We start from the raw sequence: 16,949 nt of genomic DNA on the forward strand, positions 1-16,949 counted from the left end.
TAAAGAAGACAAGATCGCTATACTTTTCTCTTTTCTGGAAATACCTCTTCTATATCCTGATCGGTTTTTATAACACCGCTGTCAGGTATATTCTCAGTTGAATCTGACGTTTTTGGGGCATCTTCTGCCTCCGCTGAATCTTCCTGCTTTGGGGATTCGGCAGTCATGTAAGCACTCACTTGAGAGATCAAAAAGCTCAAAACATCTCGGCTCGCGCCATTCAACAAATTTTTTCTAGCTTTTCGAGTAATATCCAGCTGAGTCGTTGCACCTAAAACAAAGCTCGCTATTAAACCTTCCGGACTGGTCGCTTTTTCAAGGGCCTTATCTATTGCTTTATCACGAGATGCTTTGGCACGCTTCTCTAGTAACTGCGTTCGAAGGAAAAGGCGCTCTCGTTGCTGATGCATTCGTTTTATACCAAACATCGGCTAATCCTCATCAGTTGGGATAACAGCGTCCAATGTACGAGCGAAGTTCATGCTCTTCAAGGTACGCTTTACTAGATAGAGCAGCACAAAAGAGCTTAGAAAGGTAACTAAGGTCGCCGTCACAAGTATGGCAACAAGGGAAAAACCATAGCTCCACGCCAATGCAGCAATGGAAGCAATGATTAATAACCAAGTGGTTAGCAATAAAAAAATGACACCGCACATTAAGGCAAGGAGCTGGGCACTGGATGCAACCCACAGCTTCGCCTCCAACGCTCCAAGCCCTAATACACTCTTCAGCCAACTTTTGTGTGACGTAATAACATCATCAAAGCTAGATTGTTCTTGCTGTGAATCAGAGTGCGGTGGTGTTTCCATCTTTGTACTTCCTAAGCTTATTTACGCTTACAAAGGAAACTAGCCGCTAATGCACCAGCTAAAAATGCAATACCGATAGTTTTAACTGGGTTTTCTTTTGCATATTCACCAACTGCTGTAGACACTTTTTCGGATTGGGCTTTAGCAGTATCTGCAATTTTATGTGCTTGTTCGCTGATTTGATGAGCCACTTCTTCAATACGTTCTTGGCTCTGCTCTTTCAGCTCGGCTGCGCTATCGACACCTTTATGGGCCGTTTCTGCAGCGCTATCAACTTTTTCATGTGCTTTTGCTTGGGTCGTGCTTTTAGTTGTTGTAGCCATTCTTGATTCTCCTTTTCAGAATTAAAATCAACTTTTCAACGCCAATCTAGCGACAAAAAAACGAACTAAGCCTTTAAGACTTAGTGGGTATTACAAAAAGGTAAGTAACATTTTTTAGTACAAAATAATAAACGCTTATAAATAATCGCCTTACCATTCACTATTTACACTACTTGGTTAATTTATGATGGTCAAATGCACTCAACAAAACACACCTTCTTTCCTTTTTTTATAATTGATCTTTAAATATGAAATATAGGGTAAAAAAACAAGACGGCGTAAATCGAAAATATTTTCGAACAGGTCACCAGATGCATAAATAAAAAAGGGTAAAAAAATACTATGATGTATATTTTTTACCCTTTTTAGAATCGACTCATAACGACCCCTCTGTGTTGGTTACGCATCGTATGTTTTTAAACACAAGAACTAGAAAAAAACTTTATTTTTTAACATCTACCCAAGCATCCCAGCCTTTCCACTCATCCATATCCGAATCACTTCCTGTCTCAATATCAGCAAGTGCTTCAATGTGACGATTAAATACCTGCACCTTCATTAACTTTTTAATTAAACGGGCCATCTTGGTTTTCCTTATCTTTCATGATTTTGGAAATATCATGTTAGCACCGAAAACCGCAAGTATACGTCAACATCCCCTAAAGAAAGTCTCTTTCCCCATTAGTCGAATTATCCTTTAGTTTCTTGACATAGCCTTCTTATATGGCACATAAAAACACTTTCATGCACTAAAAGCAGCACAATAAGAATACTTGAAGGAGCTTGCTCTTTATTAAGACCATGATCGAGAAAGTGTCATAATGTTATTAAACAAAGGTCAGCCTAATAAGCTCTGCTGATACTCGCCCGCTTTACCATCCAAAGACACTCCATACGCTTTTAGACGGAAGGCAAGAATCGCGTAGAAGGCATCTACTGCGCCCGCTTGATCAAACATAAAAGGTCCTTTTGCTTGGGCAAAAATCGTTTCAATACGCTCAATCTCTTTTTTCAGCGCGTCCGATAAATTATCCAATGGAGCCACTGGATCAAAGGTAAACCCGCATTGACCACGCAGATTCATAAAGCCTGAATGCATTTCCATGCAAAGGCTTCTTGCTTGTGCCCTTTCAGACTGATTCTTAGGGTAAAGTGCGCCATTGGAGCATTCATTAAGATATTCCGTAATCGCCAAAGAATCATGTACAACACCATCATCCACCAGCAATACTGGCACCAATCCAGTCGGCGAGTATTTTAACACTTCAGCTTTATAGCCCTTAGCTTCCAAATTAATTGGGATAAGATCTAGTTTGATACCTGCAATCTGACTACAAAGATGCGCCCGTAGTGACCAAGTCGATAATGTCCCCACAACTAATTTCATACCGTCCATCCCATTTACGTTGCTACTTTAATTTAGTCACTAACAGCTGTTCAACTCTGACGCCTTCCAAATCTAATACTTCAAACTTATAGCTGTCATAGACATAAAAGTCCGTACGCTTTGGCAAACGCTTTAAGCTGTAAGTAATAAAACCACCAAGCGTTTCATATTGAGTACGATCAGGGAACTCTTCTATATTCAAACTGCGCATCACATCATTGATCGGCGTTAACCCTTCAATCAACCAAGAGTTCGCATCACGTTGTACTATTTGCTCTTCATCATGAGGCGTTAATAATCCGCCCATAAAGCCACCTAATAAGTCTTTCACCGTTACAATACCAACAATCGTTGCGTATTCATTCACGATGACAGCAAAAGCTTGTGGCGCTACTCGAAATGCATTAAGCGCCTCGGAAAGCGTCAAGGTTTCTGGTAGATAAAAAACCTCTTTATCCACTTTTTCAGGTTTGATTTGTGCTGACTCACCTTTAAGTACCAAGCGTAGTATTTCTTTCGAATCAATAATGCCTTCGATTTTATCCAAACTGCCATTACAAACTAAAAAGTCATTATGTGGATGATCAATAATTTTTTGGCTGATCTCTTCACTACTGTCATCGATATCAAAATAGATAATCTGATCTCGTGGCGTCATGGCACTGGAAATGTTTCGAGTTTCTAATTCGAATACATTGCCAATCAATTGATATTCTTGGCTCTGCAAACTGCCGTCTTCTGCGCCAGCATCCATCATGGCAACAATGTCTTCTGTAGTAACAACTTCTTGGCGCTCAATAGGCACATTAAATAAACGTAAAACCAAGTTAGTAAAACCGTTAAACAGAAAAACCACTGGTGTTAAGATAAAGGTCACCCAGAGCATAGGCGTGACCATTCGAATTGCCACGGCTTCTGGCATAATCATCGCCAAGCGCTTAGGTAATAGATCGGCAAATAGGATAAAAAGTGACGTCAGACACAGAAAGGAAACAACAAAGCTGACTTGATCCAATAAAGGCCCAGCATAAAGCAAACTAACAAGCTGCTTAATATAAGGCGTCAGAGCCTGTTCACCAACAATACCACCTAAGATAGCAATAGCGTTCAGCGCAATTTGAATCATGGCAAAAAAAGCGCCTGGTTTTTGTTGCAAGGCAAGCACAGCTTGCGCTTTAACGCTACCTTCATCCGCTAAGACTCGCAGCTTAATCTTCCTAGCCGCCGCCATGCCAATTTCAGCCATAGCAAATAAGGCACCAGCAATAATCAGCAGGCCGATACTAAACACATCACTCATTTTTTCTCTCTTTATACCGAAAGGCAGAACGTCAATATAGGCCGCATTATAGAAGGAAGTTGCTACGATACAATGCTTATTTTTTATACTTTCAGAAGGGGTAAACGCAGTTCAAAAAAACACATTGAAGGCGTAATATAAGGTATCTAAACAGCGTAAAACACTGTCTTTATTTATTGATCAGCAGGACCCAGCATGATTATCACTCTAACGACTCCCGCAATGTTGTTCCCCGCCGTTTCTTTATTGCTTTTGGCTTATACGAACCGCTTTGTTACATTGGCATCGATTATTCGTAACTTTGATCCAAAACTCGAAGACGCAAATACAACAGAACAAATTGCCAACTTACGTAAACGTATTTATTTAATAAGACGCATGCAAGAAGCTGGGGTGATTAGCTTTTTTCTGTGTGTATTATCCATGATGGCGATCTACCTTGAGTATCAACAAATAGGCAGTTACATTTTCGGGGCGAGCCTAATCTGCCTAATGTACTCTTTGTATTTATCCGTACGCGAGATCACAATTTCTTGCGATGCATTGGAGCTACATCTTCAGCATTTCAGTACTAACTTTAAAAAGAGCAGTCGCAAAAAATAATCACACCGCTAGCGTCTTAATACTTGAACATTAAAGCCTTTTAAAGAAGAGGTTTTAGAGTAATGAGAGAAGTAATCTGCGAAATTTTCATCCATTACTTTTTTGTTCGTCAAACTAGCATGTCGAAGAAATAAGGTACCGTTTTTACGAATAGCCAGACCTTGGTGCGAGACATTCATATTCGTACCAATGTATTTCTTTATATCCCAATTAGGCCGTACCATACTGATCACACTGCCAGAAGGGATACGATCTAAAAGTGCCTGATTAACCTCATTTGTGTTACCACCAAACAGCGCCGTTAATGGTACATAAGGGATATAAGCAGGCTCTGCGGAATAAATACGGCCTTCTTCATGTAACTGATTCAACAAAGTTAGACATTCGCTAGAAGAATCGGCATCACATTGCAGCACATCACCAGTAAGATACTTATACCACGCAGACTTATCTATCATCGCCTTCGCAACCCGCGCTTGGCCATGGCCAACATCCGGCGTGATGTCCATTAGCTTATCTTGGTTGTTGCGAAACCAATCAACACTCGGAAAATGATTACGAGAAACAAAATCAACGTTCGAGTTTCGATAGCGAATACTTTGTAAGTTTGACTGAAACTCATCAGACGTACTAGAAATAGCGCCAGCCAACACAGTTTCAACATAGGTAGTACAATCAAACACATCAAAACGGGTCAGCGGGTCTTTGTCATATTTACCCTGCTCACCTTCTCCAACACTACCGCCCACATAGATAGAACCAAGCAAAGTACGACTTAAAGCGTCTATTTTTTCTGCATCAGGCAAAGCAGAGCTATCATCTATAGTTTGGTAAAAAAGTACTTTGTTCGCAGTATCAAGTGAGTTCAGTGCCATTGCAGGCGACAAAAAAAGAATAAGCGTAATAGCAGTAACGACTTTTTGGATAACCATGTTCATACGCCCTACCAGCTCCGTTCAAACTACTTTCAATTTAAAACATAAAAAAACAATCATTGTCTAAAAAACGTACGCCCTATTGTGTTAGACTCATCAAATAATGTGGAATAAAGGTACGACTATGCAAATCAATAACTCGTCATTTATCTATGGTCAACAAGGCCTACAGCGTAGTCAAGATAAGCTAGACCAAGCAAGCCAAAAAGTAGCGGATGCATCGACTCAAACCTTAAACCAACCAACTGCCACCAAGGATGCTGGACTTTACGGTTCACCAATTCAGGATGGATTGATCGAAGCAAAGAGCAGCGTCCTAGAAGCGCAAGCCAATGCCAAAGTCATCGATTCATCCGATAAAACCATTGGTCGCCTCATCGATATAACCGTTTAAGCAATCTACTTCCTTCACGTCTTAAATCGCCATGTCTAATAATTCACGAACGGCGTCAGAGGTTTTAAAACGCACAATACGACTCTCCTCTTGACCATCTTTCAGAACGATTAAGGTCGGCCATAATTTAACGCCAAACTGGCGCCCCAAACGTTTTCCTTTACCGTCAAATACCTTGATATGAGCCATATCTGGGTATGATTGCATGGTTTCTTTCACGGAATCATGAGAAGCCTGACAATGACCGCACCAAGGCGCCCCGAACTCCAAAACGGCCACACCTTTTAGACTATTAATCTCATCAAGCGTTGGCGCTTCTTCTGCGTATTCTGGATTAAACCCAAATTGCGTTGCGTTCACAAAACTCCCCCTGCGACTATGATTCACCTCTACCTGATAACATTAAACTCTTCCTTACACTCATCGGATCCCATTTCGAACTCACGACAAATCCACGGACGGTTTTCATAAATAGTGCAAAGATAGGTCTCTCTATCAACGGCAGAGCACCAACCATCGTCTAATCTCAACATGGTTTCCCCACCCCACTCATCCACCGAAATATGTTTATCAGGCACACCAGTATCACTGATGATCATGACCTCCATCCGGCAGCAACAGGCTTGGCAGTTTGAACAAGTCACATCAACTTCAGAGACATTATTTAGAGGGATGGTCATAAACTATTAGCATTACCTAGAAAAGAATTTTGCATTGATCAAGACTCAACGCCAGAGTAGGCAATATACACTTGATATAGTTTGGAAGATATTTTTTTGCATGCGACCTACCGACTTAAGCCCCATAATAAAAAATTGAAAAGTAGTGACAAACGGTCCCACCAACAACAAACAAATGCCAAACCAAATGCCCATAACGCAAGCGCGAATCAATCACAAAGAACACCACACCAAGCGTGTACAACACACCGCCCAACACGAGTAATAACAGACCATTTGGCTCCATCAATGAAACAAGTGGTTTAATAACGATAAGAATCAGCCAGCCCAAAACAACATAAAGCGTGGTGGAAATAGCAGGATGGGAAGCTTTACCAAACGCCTTAAGCCCTACCCCAATAAGTGCTAACGTCCAAACAGCAGCAAGCAAAGACCAGCCCCACACACCTTCTAACACTCCCAACATAAAAGGCGTATAAGTCCCAGCAATCAACAAATACACTGCCGAGTGATCAATCACCCGAAAAACGTATTTCGCCTTACCTTTTGGCATAGCATGGTAAAGCGTCGAGGCTAAATACAATAGAATCATGGTACCAGAGAAAATACTGACCCCTACGACAAAACTCACGTCTGCATAGTCTATAGCACTAAGAATAAGGAATGGAGTACCAACAATTGCAGCCACCAGCCCCAAGCCGTGGCTGATACTATTTGCCACTTCTTCACCTAATGACTGCCCACGATTAGACGATGTTGAAATAAACCTTCCCATACTCAGATACTCCTAAATGTACGAATAAATACACATCTAAAAGCATGGAACAAGTAGAGAAATTTAACAACGAAAGACAAAGAATAAACTATGCAAGCTGCAAGAACCTATCAAATGTTATTACTTGCTGCATATTTGTGGAGCCTGATAATCGAGGTTTAATAATTTGAAATAATTCTCACCCAAGGCAATGTTGCGAAAGGCGTCATCATCAATATATTGCAGAATTCGGCTAGTCGCTTCCAATTCAGATTGATACACCTTAAAACTATTATTCCGAAAGGCGACAAAGTCAGACCCAGGCAAAATACGCTCAGAATATTGATTAATAAAAGCAACGTATTTGCTCCGATTTCCGAACTTACTAAAATAGTAATCTTCGAGAACACGCCACGAAATATCCAACATCAAGTTCGGATATTGATCTAACAAACGCGACAAAATAGCAATGTGCGTTGCAGCGTCCAACGATTTTTGCTCATAAGAAATCCCCATATGCGCCCAAACAATTTTATTATCTGGATAGAGTGTTAACGCTTTCTCCATCAAGGGTAAATACAAAGTCGGCGTTGCATCGTTACCAATGTCTGAATGAATCGTAATTGGGTAATCTCTGGCTCTTAACTCCGCCATAAAGCCCGCCCACTTTGTGATGTCTTTTGATGTCGCTGGTTTATGACGATTATTAAATTGAGCTTGCTTAACTAAATTGACCTCCCCCATCCAATGGAACAAACCAGGGTATTCCTTTTCATACAGCTCCATTAACGCAACAGTTGGTTCTGGGTTCGATAAATCCGTGAACGTCATCGACAGAGTAAGATGAAGGTCATCGGGCTTGTACTCCACCATGTTCGCAGCATTAACAAAATCATTTCGCGTCGTCGGTGAAACAGGTGTGCCAGGGCATTTTAGATAATTAGAACAAGAAGAATTAGCTGGCAACATTTGCCCAATGCCATAAACATTAGCAAAACGCACCGTAGTACGAGACAAATACTCATTTACCTCATTAAAAGGAATCGCCCGCCCGTCAAATGGTCGGTAATGCAAATGCGTGTCCACAACTGGAGTATAAGGCTCGGTTTCTCGATCGTAACAAGCTGAAGAACCTCTAAAAGAATCTAATGAACGATTTACAGGAGTGTTATCAGAAGAAGCACAGCCACCCGCTAACAAGGAAGCCAAAATGGCGAAAGGAAAACAACGACGCATGACAAACATCCCACTGAATCACATTGAAAAGGTAAACAGAAAGGAACATTACAAAACATCCCTTCCGATGTGTAAACCACTATATCACTGTAAATCACAACACTAGGAAAATCGTCTTAAGCTATAAGTCATAGATAAATGAAATTATCACGCAAAAGCCAATAAAAGAACGCCAAATAAAATGCGATACCAGCCAAATGCCACAAAGGTAAATTTTTCCAAAAACACCATAAACAGCTTCATAACAATAAAAGCACTTAGAAAAGCCACTACAAACCCAATTGCCAAAGGTACCCACAGCTCCCCCGAGAACTCTTTATAATTGGAAAGAAGATCATAACCCGAAGCAGCCATCATCACAGGTAACGCCAATAAGAAGGAAAACTCCGCACTGGCTTTTCTGCTTAATCCCGCAAGCAAGGCCCCCACAATCGTTGAACCTGCACGGCTGGTACCGGGAATAAGCGCAAAAATCTGGGCAATACCGACCCACTGAGACTGCTTAAAATCCAGATCATCCAAGCTATTCACTCTCGGAGACTTATGCTTTATATACCTCTCTGTCAGTAAAAAAATTCCACCTCCGACAATAAACATGGTCGCTACGACAGACACGGAAAACATCGCTTTTATTTGATGCCGAAATAAAAAGCCCACTATAGCAACCGGTAAGAAGGCCACGAATACCTGGCACCATAAACGGAAATACTTCACAGAAAAACGCTCTTTATAATTCGCCACAACCGCCAAAATAGCCGCCAGCTGAATAATCACCTCAAACGCTTTATTGCCTTCTGATTGCTCCATTCCCAACCATTGACTAACAACAATCAAATGGCCTGTTGAAGAGATAGGTAAGAACTCTGTCGCTCCCTCAACCAGTCCAAGAATGACACTATGAAATACATCCACTACAACCTACCTTCCACTACTTACGACGACTGGACCATTCAATGAAATCAAATGCATAATCATTTGCGCCGGCAATGTAAAACATTTTAGGTGAAAGAAAAATAAAAAATGCTTAACGAGAATCTTGACCTAGGACCTAGATCTAAGGTTTATACTGAAAGGAAATAAACAGGAGCAAGAAATGTATCGCATAGGGGAACTAGCAAAAGCCTGTGACATCAACAATGACACATTACGCTTTTACGAAAAAAACGCTCTACTCAGCCCATCAAGTCGATCTGAGTCTGGCTATCGTCTTTACACTGAAAAAGACAAAGACATTCTGCAATTCATCCTACGCGCAAAGAACGTTGGATTCACTCTGGCAGAAATTCGTGAATTACTTTCAATTGAAGTTAATAAAGCCGACAACGCCTGTGCTGATGTTAAAGAGCTTGTCGATACCAAACTCTCAGCTGTCGAAAGGAAACTTGCAGAACTCACTCGTTTTCAAACCTCACTCAAACGCCTATCCGATGCCTGCTGTGGCGGTGAAGAAAGCGCCGAGCATTGCACCATACTCGAAGCGCTAGAATCCAATACAGATGATGTCCGTCATGAACATCATCATGATTAGATATTCAATCAATCAGCTTGTTATTCTGATCGAAAAAGGGAAACGGGCCCGCTGACTTTTCTCCGGACTCAATGTAACTGATATGACTCACCAGACTATCTAACTCAAGTTTAAACAACTGAATCGCTGGCGGTTCAAGGGAAAATCTAGAAGGTGCATTAGGGTTTAAATCCAAGGTCACTGCATGACTGTGAGATGGCCCAACCCAAACTGGCAGCCCATTCCATGTTGCATAAATAGCACGGTGTAAATGCCCTGCTACCAAACCTTTGACTTGTTTATGCTGCTGAAGCACTTGCCATAGATCTTCATCGTTAAGAAGTTTTTGTACATCCATATGATCAATTCCCACCTTCATCGGCGGATGATGGAGAAAAATCAATGTCGGTAAGGCGCTTTGCTCATTAAGTTGAGAGTCCAACCAGACTAACGATTCTGGCGTTAGCTTCCCATAAGGCTTACCCAAGACAGAGGAATCCAAACCAATTAGATGGTAGCCATCAACTTGTTGGGAAAAATGGCAATACTCAGGGTGATCAAAACTCGCAAATCCATCAAAAGCCACTCTAAGATGATCTCTATGATCATGATTCCCAGGAATAACCTTAACCGGCGCCTTAAGCTTCTTTAGCTCTGGCACCAAGACCTCGTACTCTTCAGGTATACCAAAGTCACCTAAGTCACCGGTTATCACCACCCAATCTGGCTGAGGTAATAACTCATTAATATGGTTAACAGCATTTTTTAAGCACTGTAGAGTATCCACTTTTTGATACGCAATTTTTCCATCCTTTTTGATGTGCAAATCTGTTAACTGGGCAATTAGCATACTTCCTCCGATCCAGAATTGGGCAATAACACAAGACATGAAGGAGGTACGACTAAACCAACTCGATCCCCCATGCTGTAGCGTTTTCGCTCAAAGCAATCCACATGTACCAATTCTTTAACACCTTCTACGCTGAGCAAAACTCGCGTTCTGTCTCCTAAAAATACACTCTGTGACACGGCGCCTTTTAGCGTGGCGTCCTCAAACGTCGTTAAGCGCATATCCTCAGGACGAGCCATACATCGGAGTCGGTCACCTTCTTTGCAGCTAGAAAATAATGCTTCAGGCAACGGAATAAAATTAGAGCTAAAAGACAGAGCTTGACCATTCAATAAGCCATCAAAATGATTCATTTGACCAATAAAGTTTGCAACAAACTCACTATTTGGCGATAAATAAACCTCTTCAGCGGTCCCAATTTGCGCAATTTCACCGCGATCCAAAATGGCAATTCGATCTCCCATCGCCATCGCCTCTTCTTGATCGTGAGTCACATAAACCGCGGTGATACCTAAACGTTTCAACAACGCATTGATGTCCGTTCGCAAGCGCTTTTTCAACAAGGCATCTAAGGCAGACAAAGGCTCATCAAGCAAGAGTACTTCTGGCTCTGTGATAATGGCACGCGCCAAAGCGACTCGCTGACGCTGCCCACCAGACAACTGATCAATGCCACGGTGGGCATAAGACTCAAGATCAAATAACTCAAGCATTTCCTGGACTTTTTTCTGTTTTAACTCTTTGCTCTCGCCACGTACTCGCAATCCATACGCGATGTTCTCACTCACATTCATATTGGGAAACAAGGCATAGGATTGAAACACCATACCAACGCGGCGTTGTTCGATGGCAATGTTGGTGACGTTTCTTTCACCAAACAAAATTTGCCCGCCTTGATCGCAAAACTCCAAACCAGCGATAAGGCGCAACGTTGTGGTTTTGCCACAACCAGAAGGTCCCAGTAAAACTAAAATTTCGCCTTTCTCAATGTGCAGGTCTAAAGGCTTTAAAGCCAATGTCCCGTCTGAAAAAGTTTTCTGTACCTGCTTTAAAGTAATCGCCACACTTGTTGCTGTATTTTTCATTATGTTACTCATCTTGTTTATTCGTAGATGCGTTTATATCCGCTCTATGCCGTACGCTTCGGTTTTCGGTTCAGCCACTGTGCCGCGATTAATAAAGGCAAAATCATCCCAAGGAAAATCAAGGTATAAGCCGAACTCACCTCCAACCGCATTGAGGCATAAGAATCCGCTAACCCCACTGGCAAGGTTTTGGTTAACGGTGTATGCAACATCCACGTCAGGTTAAATTCCCCTGCAGACAAGGTCAGAGTCATCAAGACACCACTGACAATACCCGTTTTGCAATTAGGCACGATGACATGAAAAAAGCGTTGCCAAAAACTCGCTCCCAAACTGGCGGCTCCTTCCTCTAACACTCTAAAGTTAATACTTTGCAATACCGCCAACACCGACTTCACCATGAATGGCAAAGTAAAAATCACGTGCCCAACCAAGATAAATAACCAACTCATACGAAACTCACTAATACCGCCATAAACAGAAATTAAGCCGAGCGCAATTGCCATACCTGGTATAGCAATGGGCAGCGTCAGACATTCATCCAAAAACGCCGATAATTTGCTGCGTGTTCGAGCTAAATAGTAAGCACAAGGCACACCAATACAAAGATTCACCAAAGTCGTCACTAGGGCAATCCCCATGGTCAGCCAAATAGTATCGGCATACATTCTCCAAACCTGCTCAACCCAGCGAAGAGTCAGACCGCTCTTAACGCCAACAAAATAGTTATTAGTCAGCCCCGCTGTGATCGACATGAAAATCGGCACAATCAAAAAAGCACAAACGAGCAAAGTGAAAGCCAGCTGCAAATAAAAATACATCCCCTTTTTCATATCAGCCTCCCATTCCTAATGACGAACCGCCTTGACGTCGCGCGATAGTCAGACACAGCCAAGTAATAAAGCCGAGAATCAAACTAAGCGCTGCCGCCATAGCAAAGTTCGCATTCAGGGTAAATTCGGTATAAATCGTCATGGGCAAAACATTCAGGTTGGTAGCCAAAGTAAAGGCCGTGCCAAACGCACCCATGGAAGTGGCAAAACAAATTGAGCCGGAGGAAATCAACCCCGGTGTTAACGCAGGCAAAGTCACATCTCGTAATAACTGCCAGCGGTTAGCGCCTAACGAACGCCCCGCCTCCATCAAGTTATGATCTAACTTCTCTGCAGCGCCCATCACGGTAAGCACGACACGAGGAATAGAGAAGTACAAATAACCAATAAAGAGACCGGAAATAGAATAGGCAAGCGTCCAACGGTCGCCAGTCAGAGCAAGGCCAAGCTCAGCAAACAAACCTTGTCGACCTGCGAGCATAATGACGAAGAAGCCAATCACCACGCCAGGAAACACCAAAGGAAAGCTCAACATGGCGACTAATATTGATTTGCCTTTGAACTCATGCCGAGTCAAAAATAAGCCCACAATAGTTGCAATGACTAAACTGGCGATGGTCACCACAGCAGACAATAAAAAAGTTGACCAAAGGCTTTTCAAATACATGGGTTTGGTCAAAATATACCAATAGCTAATGCCATGCTGCTCAGCCAATGAAAGCCATACCAGTTTTGCCATAGGTAATAGAAAAAATGCCGCACTGATAATCAACGCGGGGATAATTAATAAAGTGTATTGCCTGTTTTGCTTCATAAAAGATATTTCTTTAACTGATTACTTCAACATGAGTAATGAAAAGAGCGGCGGTCTGCACACCACCCTTTTCATTATTAAATTAACGGACTTCGTTCAAATAACGCTGAGCAAAATCACTTTGAGCTTCTGCCATCTTGGCAAAATCCACAGTTTTAGCCCGTTTATAATCTGATTCAGGCAAGAACTTCGCCTCAATCTCAGGTGTCATTGCAGAAGAGATAACAGGACGAAGATAGGCTTGCGCCCATACCTGCTGGCCTTTATCCGATAACACAAAATCCAGTACTTTGTGACCATTATCAGGATGTGGTGAGTTCTTCACCGCACTCATCACGTATGGCACGACCACAGAACCCTCTTTAGGAATGACAAACTGTACATTTGCACTGTCTTTGTATTTAGCGCGGTAAGCATTGAAGTCGTAATCCAGCAATATCGGAATCTCACCAGAAATAACCCGAGCGTAAGCAGTTTGCTTAGGCACAATTGGCTGGTTCTTAGCCAACTTTTTGAAGTAATTGATTGACGGGGTAAAGTTGCTCATATCCCCCCCAAAAGATTGGTTGATAGCTACCGCGCTGGCATAACCAACAAAGGCACTAGTCGGATCAAGGTAAGCGACCATACCTTTATATTCTGGTTTTAAAAGATCATCCCATGACTGTGGAACCGGTCTACCATCAAGCGCATCTTTATTAACAAAGAAGCCGATGGTACCAGAATGAATCGCAAACCAACGCCCTTGTGGGTCTTTTAGACCTTGAGGAATCTTGTCCCAGTTTTTCGGTTTATAAGGTGCAACAACCCCTTTTTCAGCAGCCTTAATACCAAAAGACACACCATAATAGACAACATCCGCAACAGGACTGTTTTCCTCTGCAACTAATTGAGACAGAGACTGACCAGAGTTTTTATTATCCATTGGAATGGAAATACCTAGATCTTTTTTGATCAGCTCAAGCTGTCCACCCCAGTTTGCCCATTCCGGTGGGCAGTTATAACAAATCGCATCCGCTGCGAAAGATGCTCCCGCTGTCATCCCTAATGATAAAACCGCCAGTTTAGAAACCTTTTTAAAGATACTCATCGAATTTTCTCCTGCTATTTAAAGAACATTTCGCATTATGGATGGCTGACACTCAGCCACGGTGCCCACAAAGTGGGTTTGGAAATCTAACTTTCTAACTAAAGACAACGCCGTTTTATGCTTGGCGTTAAACAACAAATCCACAGCACACATACCCATGTCATGATGCGGAACCTGAATGGTGGCGAGTGGCGGATATAAAATTTGCCCTAGCGCCATACCGTCAAAACCGACAACAGATACAGTTTCAGGCACAAGAACGCCCTTAGACTTAAGATGATTAACTAGCTTCAACGCCAACAGGTCATTACTGCAAAACCAAGCCGTTGGGGCATTAGCAGAATCGAAAAAAGAAGATTGAGTTTGATCAAAGGGAGTTAAGGCATATTGATCGACTTCAATCAATTGCACAGAAGGTAAAGACGAATCCTGCTTTAAACGCTCAGTAAAACCCAAGTATCGTTTCTTAGCCCTATCAGAAGATTGAAAGCGCCCAGCCACCATGCCTACTCGTTTGTGACCGAGTGCTAAAAATTGTTCAGCGACTTCACTGCCTGCTTGGTAGTTATCAACGTACACGCAAGGCTCATCTGATGATTGGTTATGAACAAGACAAAAAGGAAAATTAAACTCTCGTAATAAAGACAAGGCTTCGTTGTCTTCTACCGAGGCAGTCGTCAAAATCACGCCGGCAACACGCTGTCGAATCAAATCGATAATGGCCTGTTTTTCTAGACCGCGTTCATATTGGGTATCAACAACAATGACGGAATAACCAAAGTGGCGCGCTCGCTTCTGTATTCCCGATACAATTTCAGAAAATACAGGGTTAAGTAAGCTAGGAATCATGACGCCGATGGTAGGATTGTGATTCCAATCCACCTGCCTAGATGCCTGATTCACCTCGTAGCCAGTTAACTCAACCACTTTTTCAATACGAGCACGCGTTATCTCATTCAATGGACCCGTATTGTTTAAGCATCGGGAAACCGTTGCAGGCGACACGCCAGCTAACGCTGCTACGTCCTTGATGTTCATGATGACCTTCTTCGACAACCATAAGATGTTGCGGAGTATAGAAATCATAAGTGACGAATTTGTGACAAAAAAAGGCATTTATGAGCAAGTTAAAAGATTTTAAATGCAATTTTGTAAGTATTTATTAGAATTTAATAGATGAAACGCTATCGTTTCATAGCAAAAACACGATATAAAAAAGATCAAAAAACAATCAAAATAAATCTAGAAAAGCAAAAGCCAACGATCAAAACTGATCGCTGGCTTTTAAAAGGGAAACGCTTGCTTTTTAGGGCCTATAAATTTTAGAACTTATAAGTCGCCGAGATGTAGTGAGAGAACCCTGAAGATTTGAATCCTGGAGTATCATCAATACCATAAACATCTTTGAATATTTTCAGACCGTAGCCCAATGCATAACGCTTAGAGTGCCAATACAAACCTTGGAACGTCGCGCCACCATCAGTAGATGTCACATAATCACTGTCCATACCAAACTGATAATCTACATAGCCTTGATACGCTAAGAATGAACCATTTTCAAAATTCATAATAGGTTTAAACCAGTTTGCGGAAAACTGATAGCCATTCCAACCATTTCTGTTGCCAAAACTCTGATCGTACAAAGCATACAGGTTCATACCGACTTTACCCAACCAAGGCATATCGACGTCTGCACCCAAACCAATAAAGGAATTGTTAGTACCGTTTTGACCGCCATCTAAGCTAAATAGAGTCGATACATAAAGCTCTTGCACCGCACCAAATGACAGATCTTTACCTGTCATACCATCTAATGAGAAACGCGGTGCTAACTTAAGAAACATCTTATCGCTATCAGATTTATCATTGGCGTCGGTAGATGTCACATTGAATACATCAAGGTATCCATATAGATCAACGATGCCAGAACGGCCGCCAAATTCTAGCTCAAGGTAATCATGACTCGACTCGCCAGGAAGCTCATCAAAGGTATACATCATATTGAACTGACGCCAAGAATAATCGTTTTTATGAATGTCATCGGAATAATCTGCAGCAAACCCTGTGCTAGCAAGAACCAAAGTAGAAAGACCCAAAAGTGCTTTACGCATCAGTTTCCCCTCAATCAATACTGTGTGATTAATGTGAATGAAATGTGACCAAATGGTCAGAAACATGCATATTACAGTTTTTTTAAGGAGACGCAATTTAATTTAAAACTATATTTAAATTAAATTAAATTGCACAGAAATGGATAAATTGAGGGATTTATTGCACCAAAAGGGAATATAACGAAAAACCAGAAAGAGCAGGCTTAACAGCAAAAAAGTAGCGAATATATAAATATCT

General features: G+C 41.8%; 22 protein-coding genes. 3 read left to right on the forward strand and 19 right to left on the reverse strand.

The genetic code is table 11. From position 1 onward, the window contains the following. Positions 1–17 precede the first annotated feature (17 nt). From KDW99_RS15095 to KDW99_RS15120, 6 genes are all read right to left on the reverse strand, one after another. Positions 18–428, reverse strand: a complete 411-nt coding sequence (locus KDW99_RS15095) for a hypothetical protein (protein WP_255825844.1) — start codon at positions 426–428, stop codon at positions 18–20. A 3-nt stretch (positions 429–431) separates the two neighbouring features. Continuing rightward, positions 432–809 (reverse strand): hypothetical protein, encoded by a 378-nt coding sequence (locus KDW99_RS15100; RefSeq protein WP_255825845.1) that lies wholly within the window; start codon positions 807–809, stop codon positions 432–434. Positions 810–826: 17 nt separating this feature from the next. After that, on the reverse strand, positions 827–1,132 hold the full coding sequence (locus KDW99_RS15105; RefSeq protein WP_255825847.1) for a hypothetical protein: 306 nt from the start codon (positions 1,130–1,132) through the stop codon (positions 827–829). A gap of 442 nt (positions 1,133–1,574) precedes the next feature. Further along, entirely contained in the window at positions 1,575–1,715 is a 141-nt protein-coding gene (locus tag KDW99_RS15110; protein WP_255825848.1) for a hypothetical protein, read from the reverse strand. Positions 1,716–1,970: 255 nt separating this feature from the next. Then, positions 1,971–2,519: a glutathione S-transferase N-terminal domain-containing protein gene (locus KDW99_RS15115; RefSeq protein ID WP_255825849.1), complete on the reverse strand. Its 549-nt coding sequence runs from the start codon at positions 2,517–2,519 to the stop codon at positions 1,971–1,973. 22 nt (positions 2,520–2,541) lie between these two features. Next, positions 2,542–3,819, reverse strand: a complete 1,278-nt coding sequence (locus KDW99_RS15120; protein WP_255825850.1) for a hemolysin family protein — start codon at positions 3,817–3,819, stop codon at positions 2,542–2,544. Positions 3,820–4,014: 195 nt separating this feature from the next. Between KDW99_RS15120 and KDW99_RS15125 the strand changes: the two genes are divergently transcribed. Next, the gene (locus tag KDW99_RS15125; protein WP_255825851.1) at positions 4,015–4,422 is read left to right on the forward strand and encodes a DUF2721 domain-containing protein; all 408 of its coding nucleotides are present in this window, start codon (positions 4,015–4,017) and stop codon (positions 4,420–4,422) included. Positions 4,423–4,430: 8 nt separating this feature from the next. On the opposite strand, the gene KDW99_RS15130 is transcribed toward KDW99_RS15125, so the two are convergent. Continuing rightward, entirely contained in the window at positions 4,431–5,360 is a 930-nt protein-coding gene (locus tag KDW99_RS15130) for an N-acetylmuramoyl-L-alanine amidase-like domain-containing protein (protein ID WP_255825852.1), read from the reverse strand. Between the two features lie 121 nt (positions 5,361–5,481). On the opposite strand from KDW99_RS15130, the gene KDW99_RS15135 reads away from it, so the two are divergent. Further along, positions 5,482–5,751 carry a hypothetical protein gene (locus tag KDW99_RS15135; protein WP_255825853.1) on the forward strand — a complete coding sequence of 90 codons (270 nt, stop codon included), beginning with the start codon at positions 5,482–5,484 and terminating at the stop codon, positions 5,749–5,751. Positions 5,752–5,772: 21 nt separating this feature from the next. Here the strand turns inward: KDW99_RS15135 and KDW99_RS15140 are convergent, their stop codons facing one another. The 5 genes from KDW99_RS15140 to KDW99_RS15160 all read right to left on the reverse strand — a co-directional run bounded on the left by KDW99_RS15140 (position 5,773) and on the right by KDW99_RS15160 (position 9,333). Beyond that, positions 5,773–6,111 carry a thioredoxin family protein gene (locus KDW99_RS15140; RefSeq protein WP_255825854.1) on the reverse strand — a complete coding sequence of 113 codons (339 nt, stop codon included), beginning with the start codon at positions 6,109–6,111 and terminating at the stop codon, positions 5,773–5,775. Positions 6,112–6,140: 29 nt separating this feature from the next. Continuing rightward, positions 6,141–6,431 (reverse strand): YkgJ family cysteine cluster protein, encoded by a 291-nt coding sequence (locus KDW99_RS15145; RefSeq protein ID WP_255825855.1) that lies wholly within the window; start codon positions 6,429–6,431, stop codon positions 6,141–6,143. 115 nt (positions 6,432–6,546) lie between these two features. Then, entirely contained in the window at positions 6,547–7,206 is a 660-nt protein-coding gene (gene trhA / locus KDW99_RS15150) for a PAQR family membrane homeostasis protein TrhA (RefSeq protein ID WP_255825856.1), read from the reverse strand. Positions 7,207–7,326: 120 nt separating this feature from the next. Next, on the reverse strand, positions 7,327–8,421 hold the full coding sequence (locus tag KDW99_RS15155) for an amidohydrolase family protein (RefSeq protein WP_255825858.1): 1,095 nt from the start codon (positions 8,419–8,421) through the stop codon (positions 7,327–7,329). 147 nt (positions 8,422–8,568) lie between these two features. After that, a complete protein-coding gene (locus KDW99_RS15160) occupies positions 8,569–9,333 on the reverse strand; it encodes an undecaprenyl-diphosphate phosphatase (RefSeq protein ID WP_255825859.1) in 765 nt (254 codons plus the stop codon). A 181-nt stretch (positions 9,334–9,514) separates the two neighbouring features. Between KDW99_RS15160 and zntR the strand changes: the two genes are divergently transcribed. After that, complete coding sequence (gene zntR, locus KDW99_RS15165; RefSeq protein ID WP_114410324.1) at positions 9,515–9,949, forward strand: Zn(2+)-responsive transcriptional regulator; 435 nt, start codon at positions 9,515–9,517, stop codon at positions 9,947–9,949. A 4-nt stretch (positions 9,950–9,953) separates the two neighbouring features. Here zntR and KDW99_RS15170 read toward each other — a convergent pair whose 3' ends face one another. The 7 genes from KDW99_RS15170 to KDW99_RS15200 all read right to left on the reverse strand — a co-directional run bounded on the left by KDW99_RS15170 (position 9,954) and on the right by KDW99_RS15200 (position 16,711). Then, positions 9,954–10,778, reverse strand: a complete 825-nt coding sequence (locus KDW99_RS15170) for a phosphodiesterase (protein WP_255825862.1) — start codon at positions 10,776–10,778, stop codon at positions 9,954–9,956. After that, positions 10,772–11,863: an ABC transporter ATP-binding protein gene (locus tag KDW99_RS15175; RefSeq protein ID WP_255825864.1), complete on the reverse strand. Its 1,092-nt coding sequence runs from the start codon at positions 11,861–11,863 to the stop codon at positions 10,772–10,774. The genes KDW99_RS15170 and KDW99_RS15175 overlap by 7 nt, the downstream gene beginning before the upstream one ends. A gap of 44 nt (positions 11,864–11,907) precedes the next feature. Then, complete coding sequence (locus tag KDW99_RS15180) at positions 11,908–12,696, reverse strand: ABC transporter permease (protein WP_255825866.1); 789 nt, start codon at positions 12,694–12,696, stop codon at positions 11,908–11,910. Between the two features lies 1 nt (position 12,697). After that, entirely contained in the window at positions 12,698–13,510 is an 813-nt protein-coding gene (locus KDW99_RS15185) for an ABC transporter permease (protein ID WP_114410328.1), read from the reverse strand. 82 nt (positions 13,511–13,592) lie between these two features. Further along, a complete protein-coding gene (locus tag KDW99_RS15190) occupies positions 13,593–14,600 on the reverse strand; it encodes an ABC transporter substrate-binding protein (RefSeq protein WP_114410329.1) in 1,008 nt (335 codons plus the stop codon). Positions 14,601–14,618: 18 nt separating this feature from the next. Further along, the gene (locus KDW99_RS15195; RefSeq protein WP_114410330.1) at positions 14,619–15,638 is read right to left on the reverse strand and encodes a substrate-binding domain-containing protein; all 1,020 of its coding nucleotides are present in this window, start codon (positions 15,636–15,638) and stop codon (positions 14,619–14,621) included. A 284-nt stretch (positions 15,639–15,922) separates the two neighbouring features. Beyond that, entirely contained in the window at positions 15,923–16,711 is a 789-nt protein-coding gene (locus KDW99_RS15200) for a nucleoside-specific channel-forming Tsx family protein (protein WP_249411604.1), read from the reverse strand. Positions 16,712–16,949 lie beyond the last annotated feature (238 nt).

It is taken from the genome of Marinomonas rhizomae (genome assembly GCF_024397855.1).
Taxonomy (GTDB): domain Bacteria; phylum Pseudomonadota; class Gammaproteobacteria; order Pseudomonadales; family Marinomonadaceae; genus Marinomonas; species Marinomonas rhizomae_A.

Coding starts and splice junctions, on each gene's coding strand:
- KDW99_RS15175 (WP_255825864.1), bottom strand. CDS start 11,863: ATGAAAAATACAGCAACAAGTGTGGCGATTACTTTAAAGCAGGTACAG.
- KDW99_RS15195 (WP_114410330.1), bottom strand. CDS start 15,638: ATGAACATCAAGGACGTAGCAGCGTTAGCTGGCGTGTCGCCTGCAACG.
- KDW99_RS15105 (WP_255825847.1), bottom strand. CDS start 1,132: ATGGCTACAACAACTAAAAGCACGACCCAAGCAAAAGCACATGAAAAA.
- KDW99_RS15130 (WP_255825852.1), bottom strand. CDS start 5,360: ATGAACATGGTTATCCAAAAAGTCGTTACTGCTATTACGCTTATTCTT.
- KDW99_RS15100 (WP_255825845.1), bottom strand. CDS start 809: ATGGAAACACCACCGCACTCTGATTCACAGCAAGAACAATCTAGCTTT.
- KDW99_RS15115 (WP_255825849.1), bottom strand. CDS start 2,519: ATGAAATTAGTTGTGGGGACATTATCGACTTGGTCACTACGGGCGCAT.
- KDW99_RS15125 (WP_255825851.1), top strand. CDS start 4,015: ATGATTATCACTCTAACGACTCCCGCAATGTTGTTCCCCGCCGTTTCT.
- KDW99_RS15095 (WP_255825844.1), bottom strand. CDS start 428: ATGTTTGGTATAAAACGAATGCATCAGCAACGAGAGCGCCTTTTCCTT.
- trhA (WP_255825856.1), bottom strand. CDS start 7,206: ATGGGAAGGTTTATTTCAACATCGTCTAATCGTGGGCAGTCATTAGGT.
- KDW99_RS15170 (WP_255825862.1), bottom strand. CDS start 10,778: ATGCTAATTGCCCAGTTAACAGATTTGCACATCAAAAAGGATGGAAAA.
- KDW99_RS15120 (WP_255825850.1), bottom strand. CDS start 3,819: ATGAGTGATGTGTTTAGTATCGGCCTGCTGATTATTGCTGGTGCCTTA.
- KDW99_RS15185 (WP_114410328.1), bottom strand. CDS start 13,510: ATGAAGCAAAACAGGCAATACACTTTATTAATTATCCCCGCGTTGATT.
- KDW99_RS15155 (WP_255825858.1), bottom strand. CDS start 8,421: ATGCGTCGTTGTTTTCCTTTCGCCATTTTGGCTTCCTTGTTAGCGGGT.
- zntR (WP_114410324.1), top strand. CDS start 9,515: ATGTATCGCATAGGGGAACTAGCAAAAGCCTGTGACATCAACAATGAC.
- KDW99_RS15190 (WP_114410329.1), bottom strand. CDS start 14,600: ATGAGTATCTTTAAAAAGGTTTCTAAACTGGCGGTTTTATCATTAGGG.
- KDW99_RS15110 (WP_255825848.1), bottom strand. CDS start 1,715: ATGGCCCGTTTAATTAAAAAGTTAATGAAGGTGCAGGTATTTAATCGT.
- KDW99_RS15180 (WP_255825866.1), bottom strand. CDS start 12,696: ATGAAAAAGGGGATGTATTTTTATTTGCAGCTGGCTTTCACTTTGCTC.
- KDW99_RS15135 (WP_255825853.1), top strand. CDS start 5,482: ATGCAAATCAATAACTCGTCATTTATCTATGGTCAACAAGGCCTACAG.
- KDW99_RS15200 (WP_249411604.1), bottom strand. CDS start 16,711: ATGCGTAAAGCACTTTTGGGTCTTTCTACTTTGGTTCTTGCTAGCACA.
- KDW99_RS15145 (WP_255825855.1), bottom strand. CDS start 6,431: ATGACCATCCCTCTAAATAATGTCTCTGAAGTTGATGTGACTTGTTCA.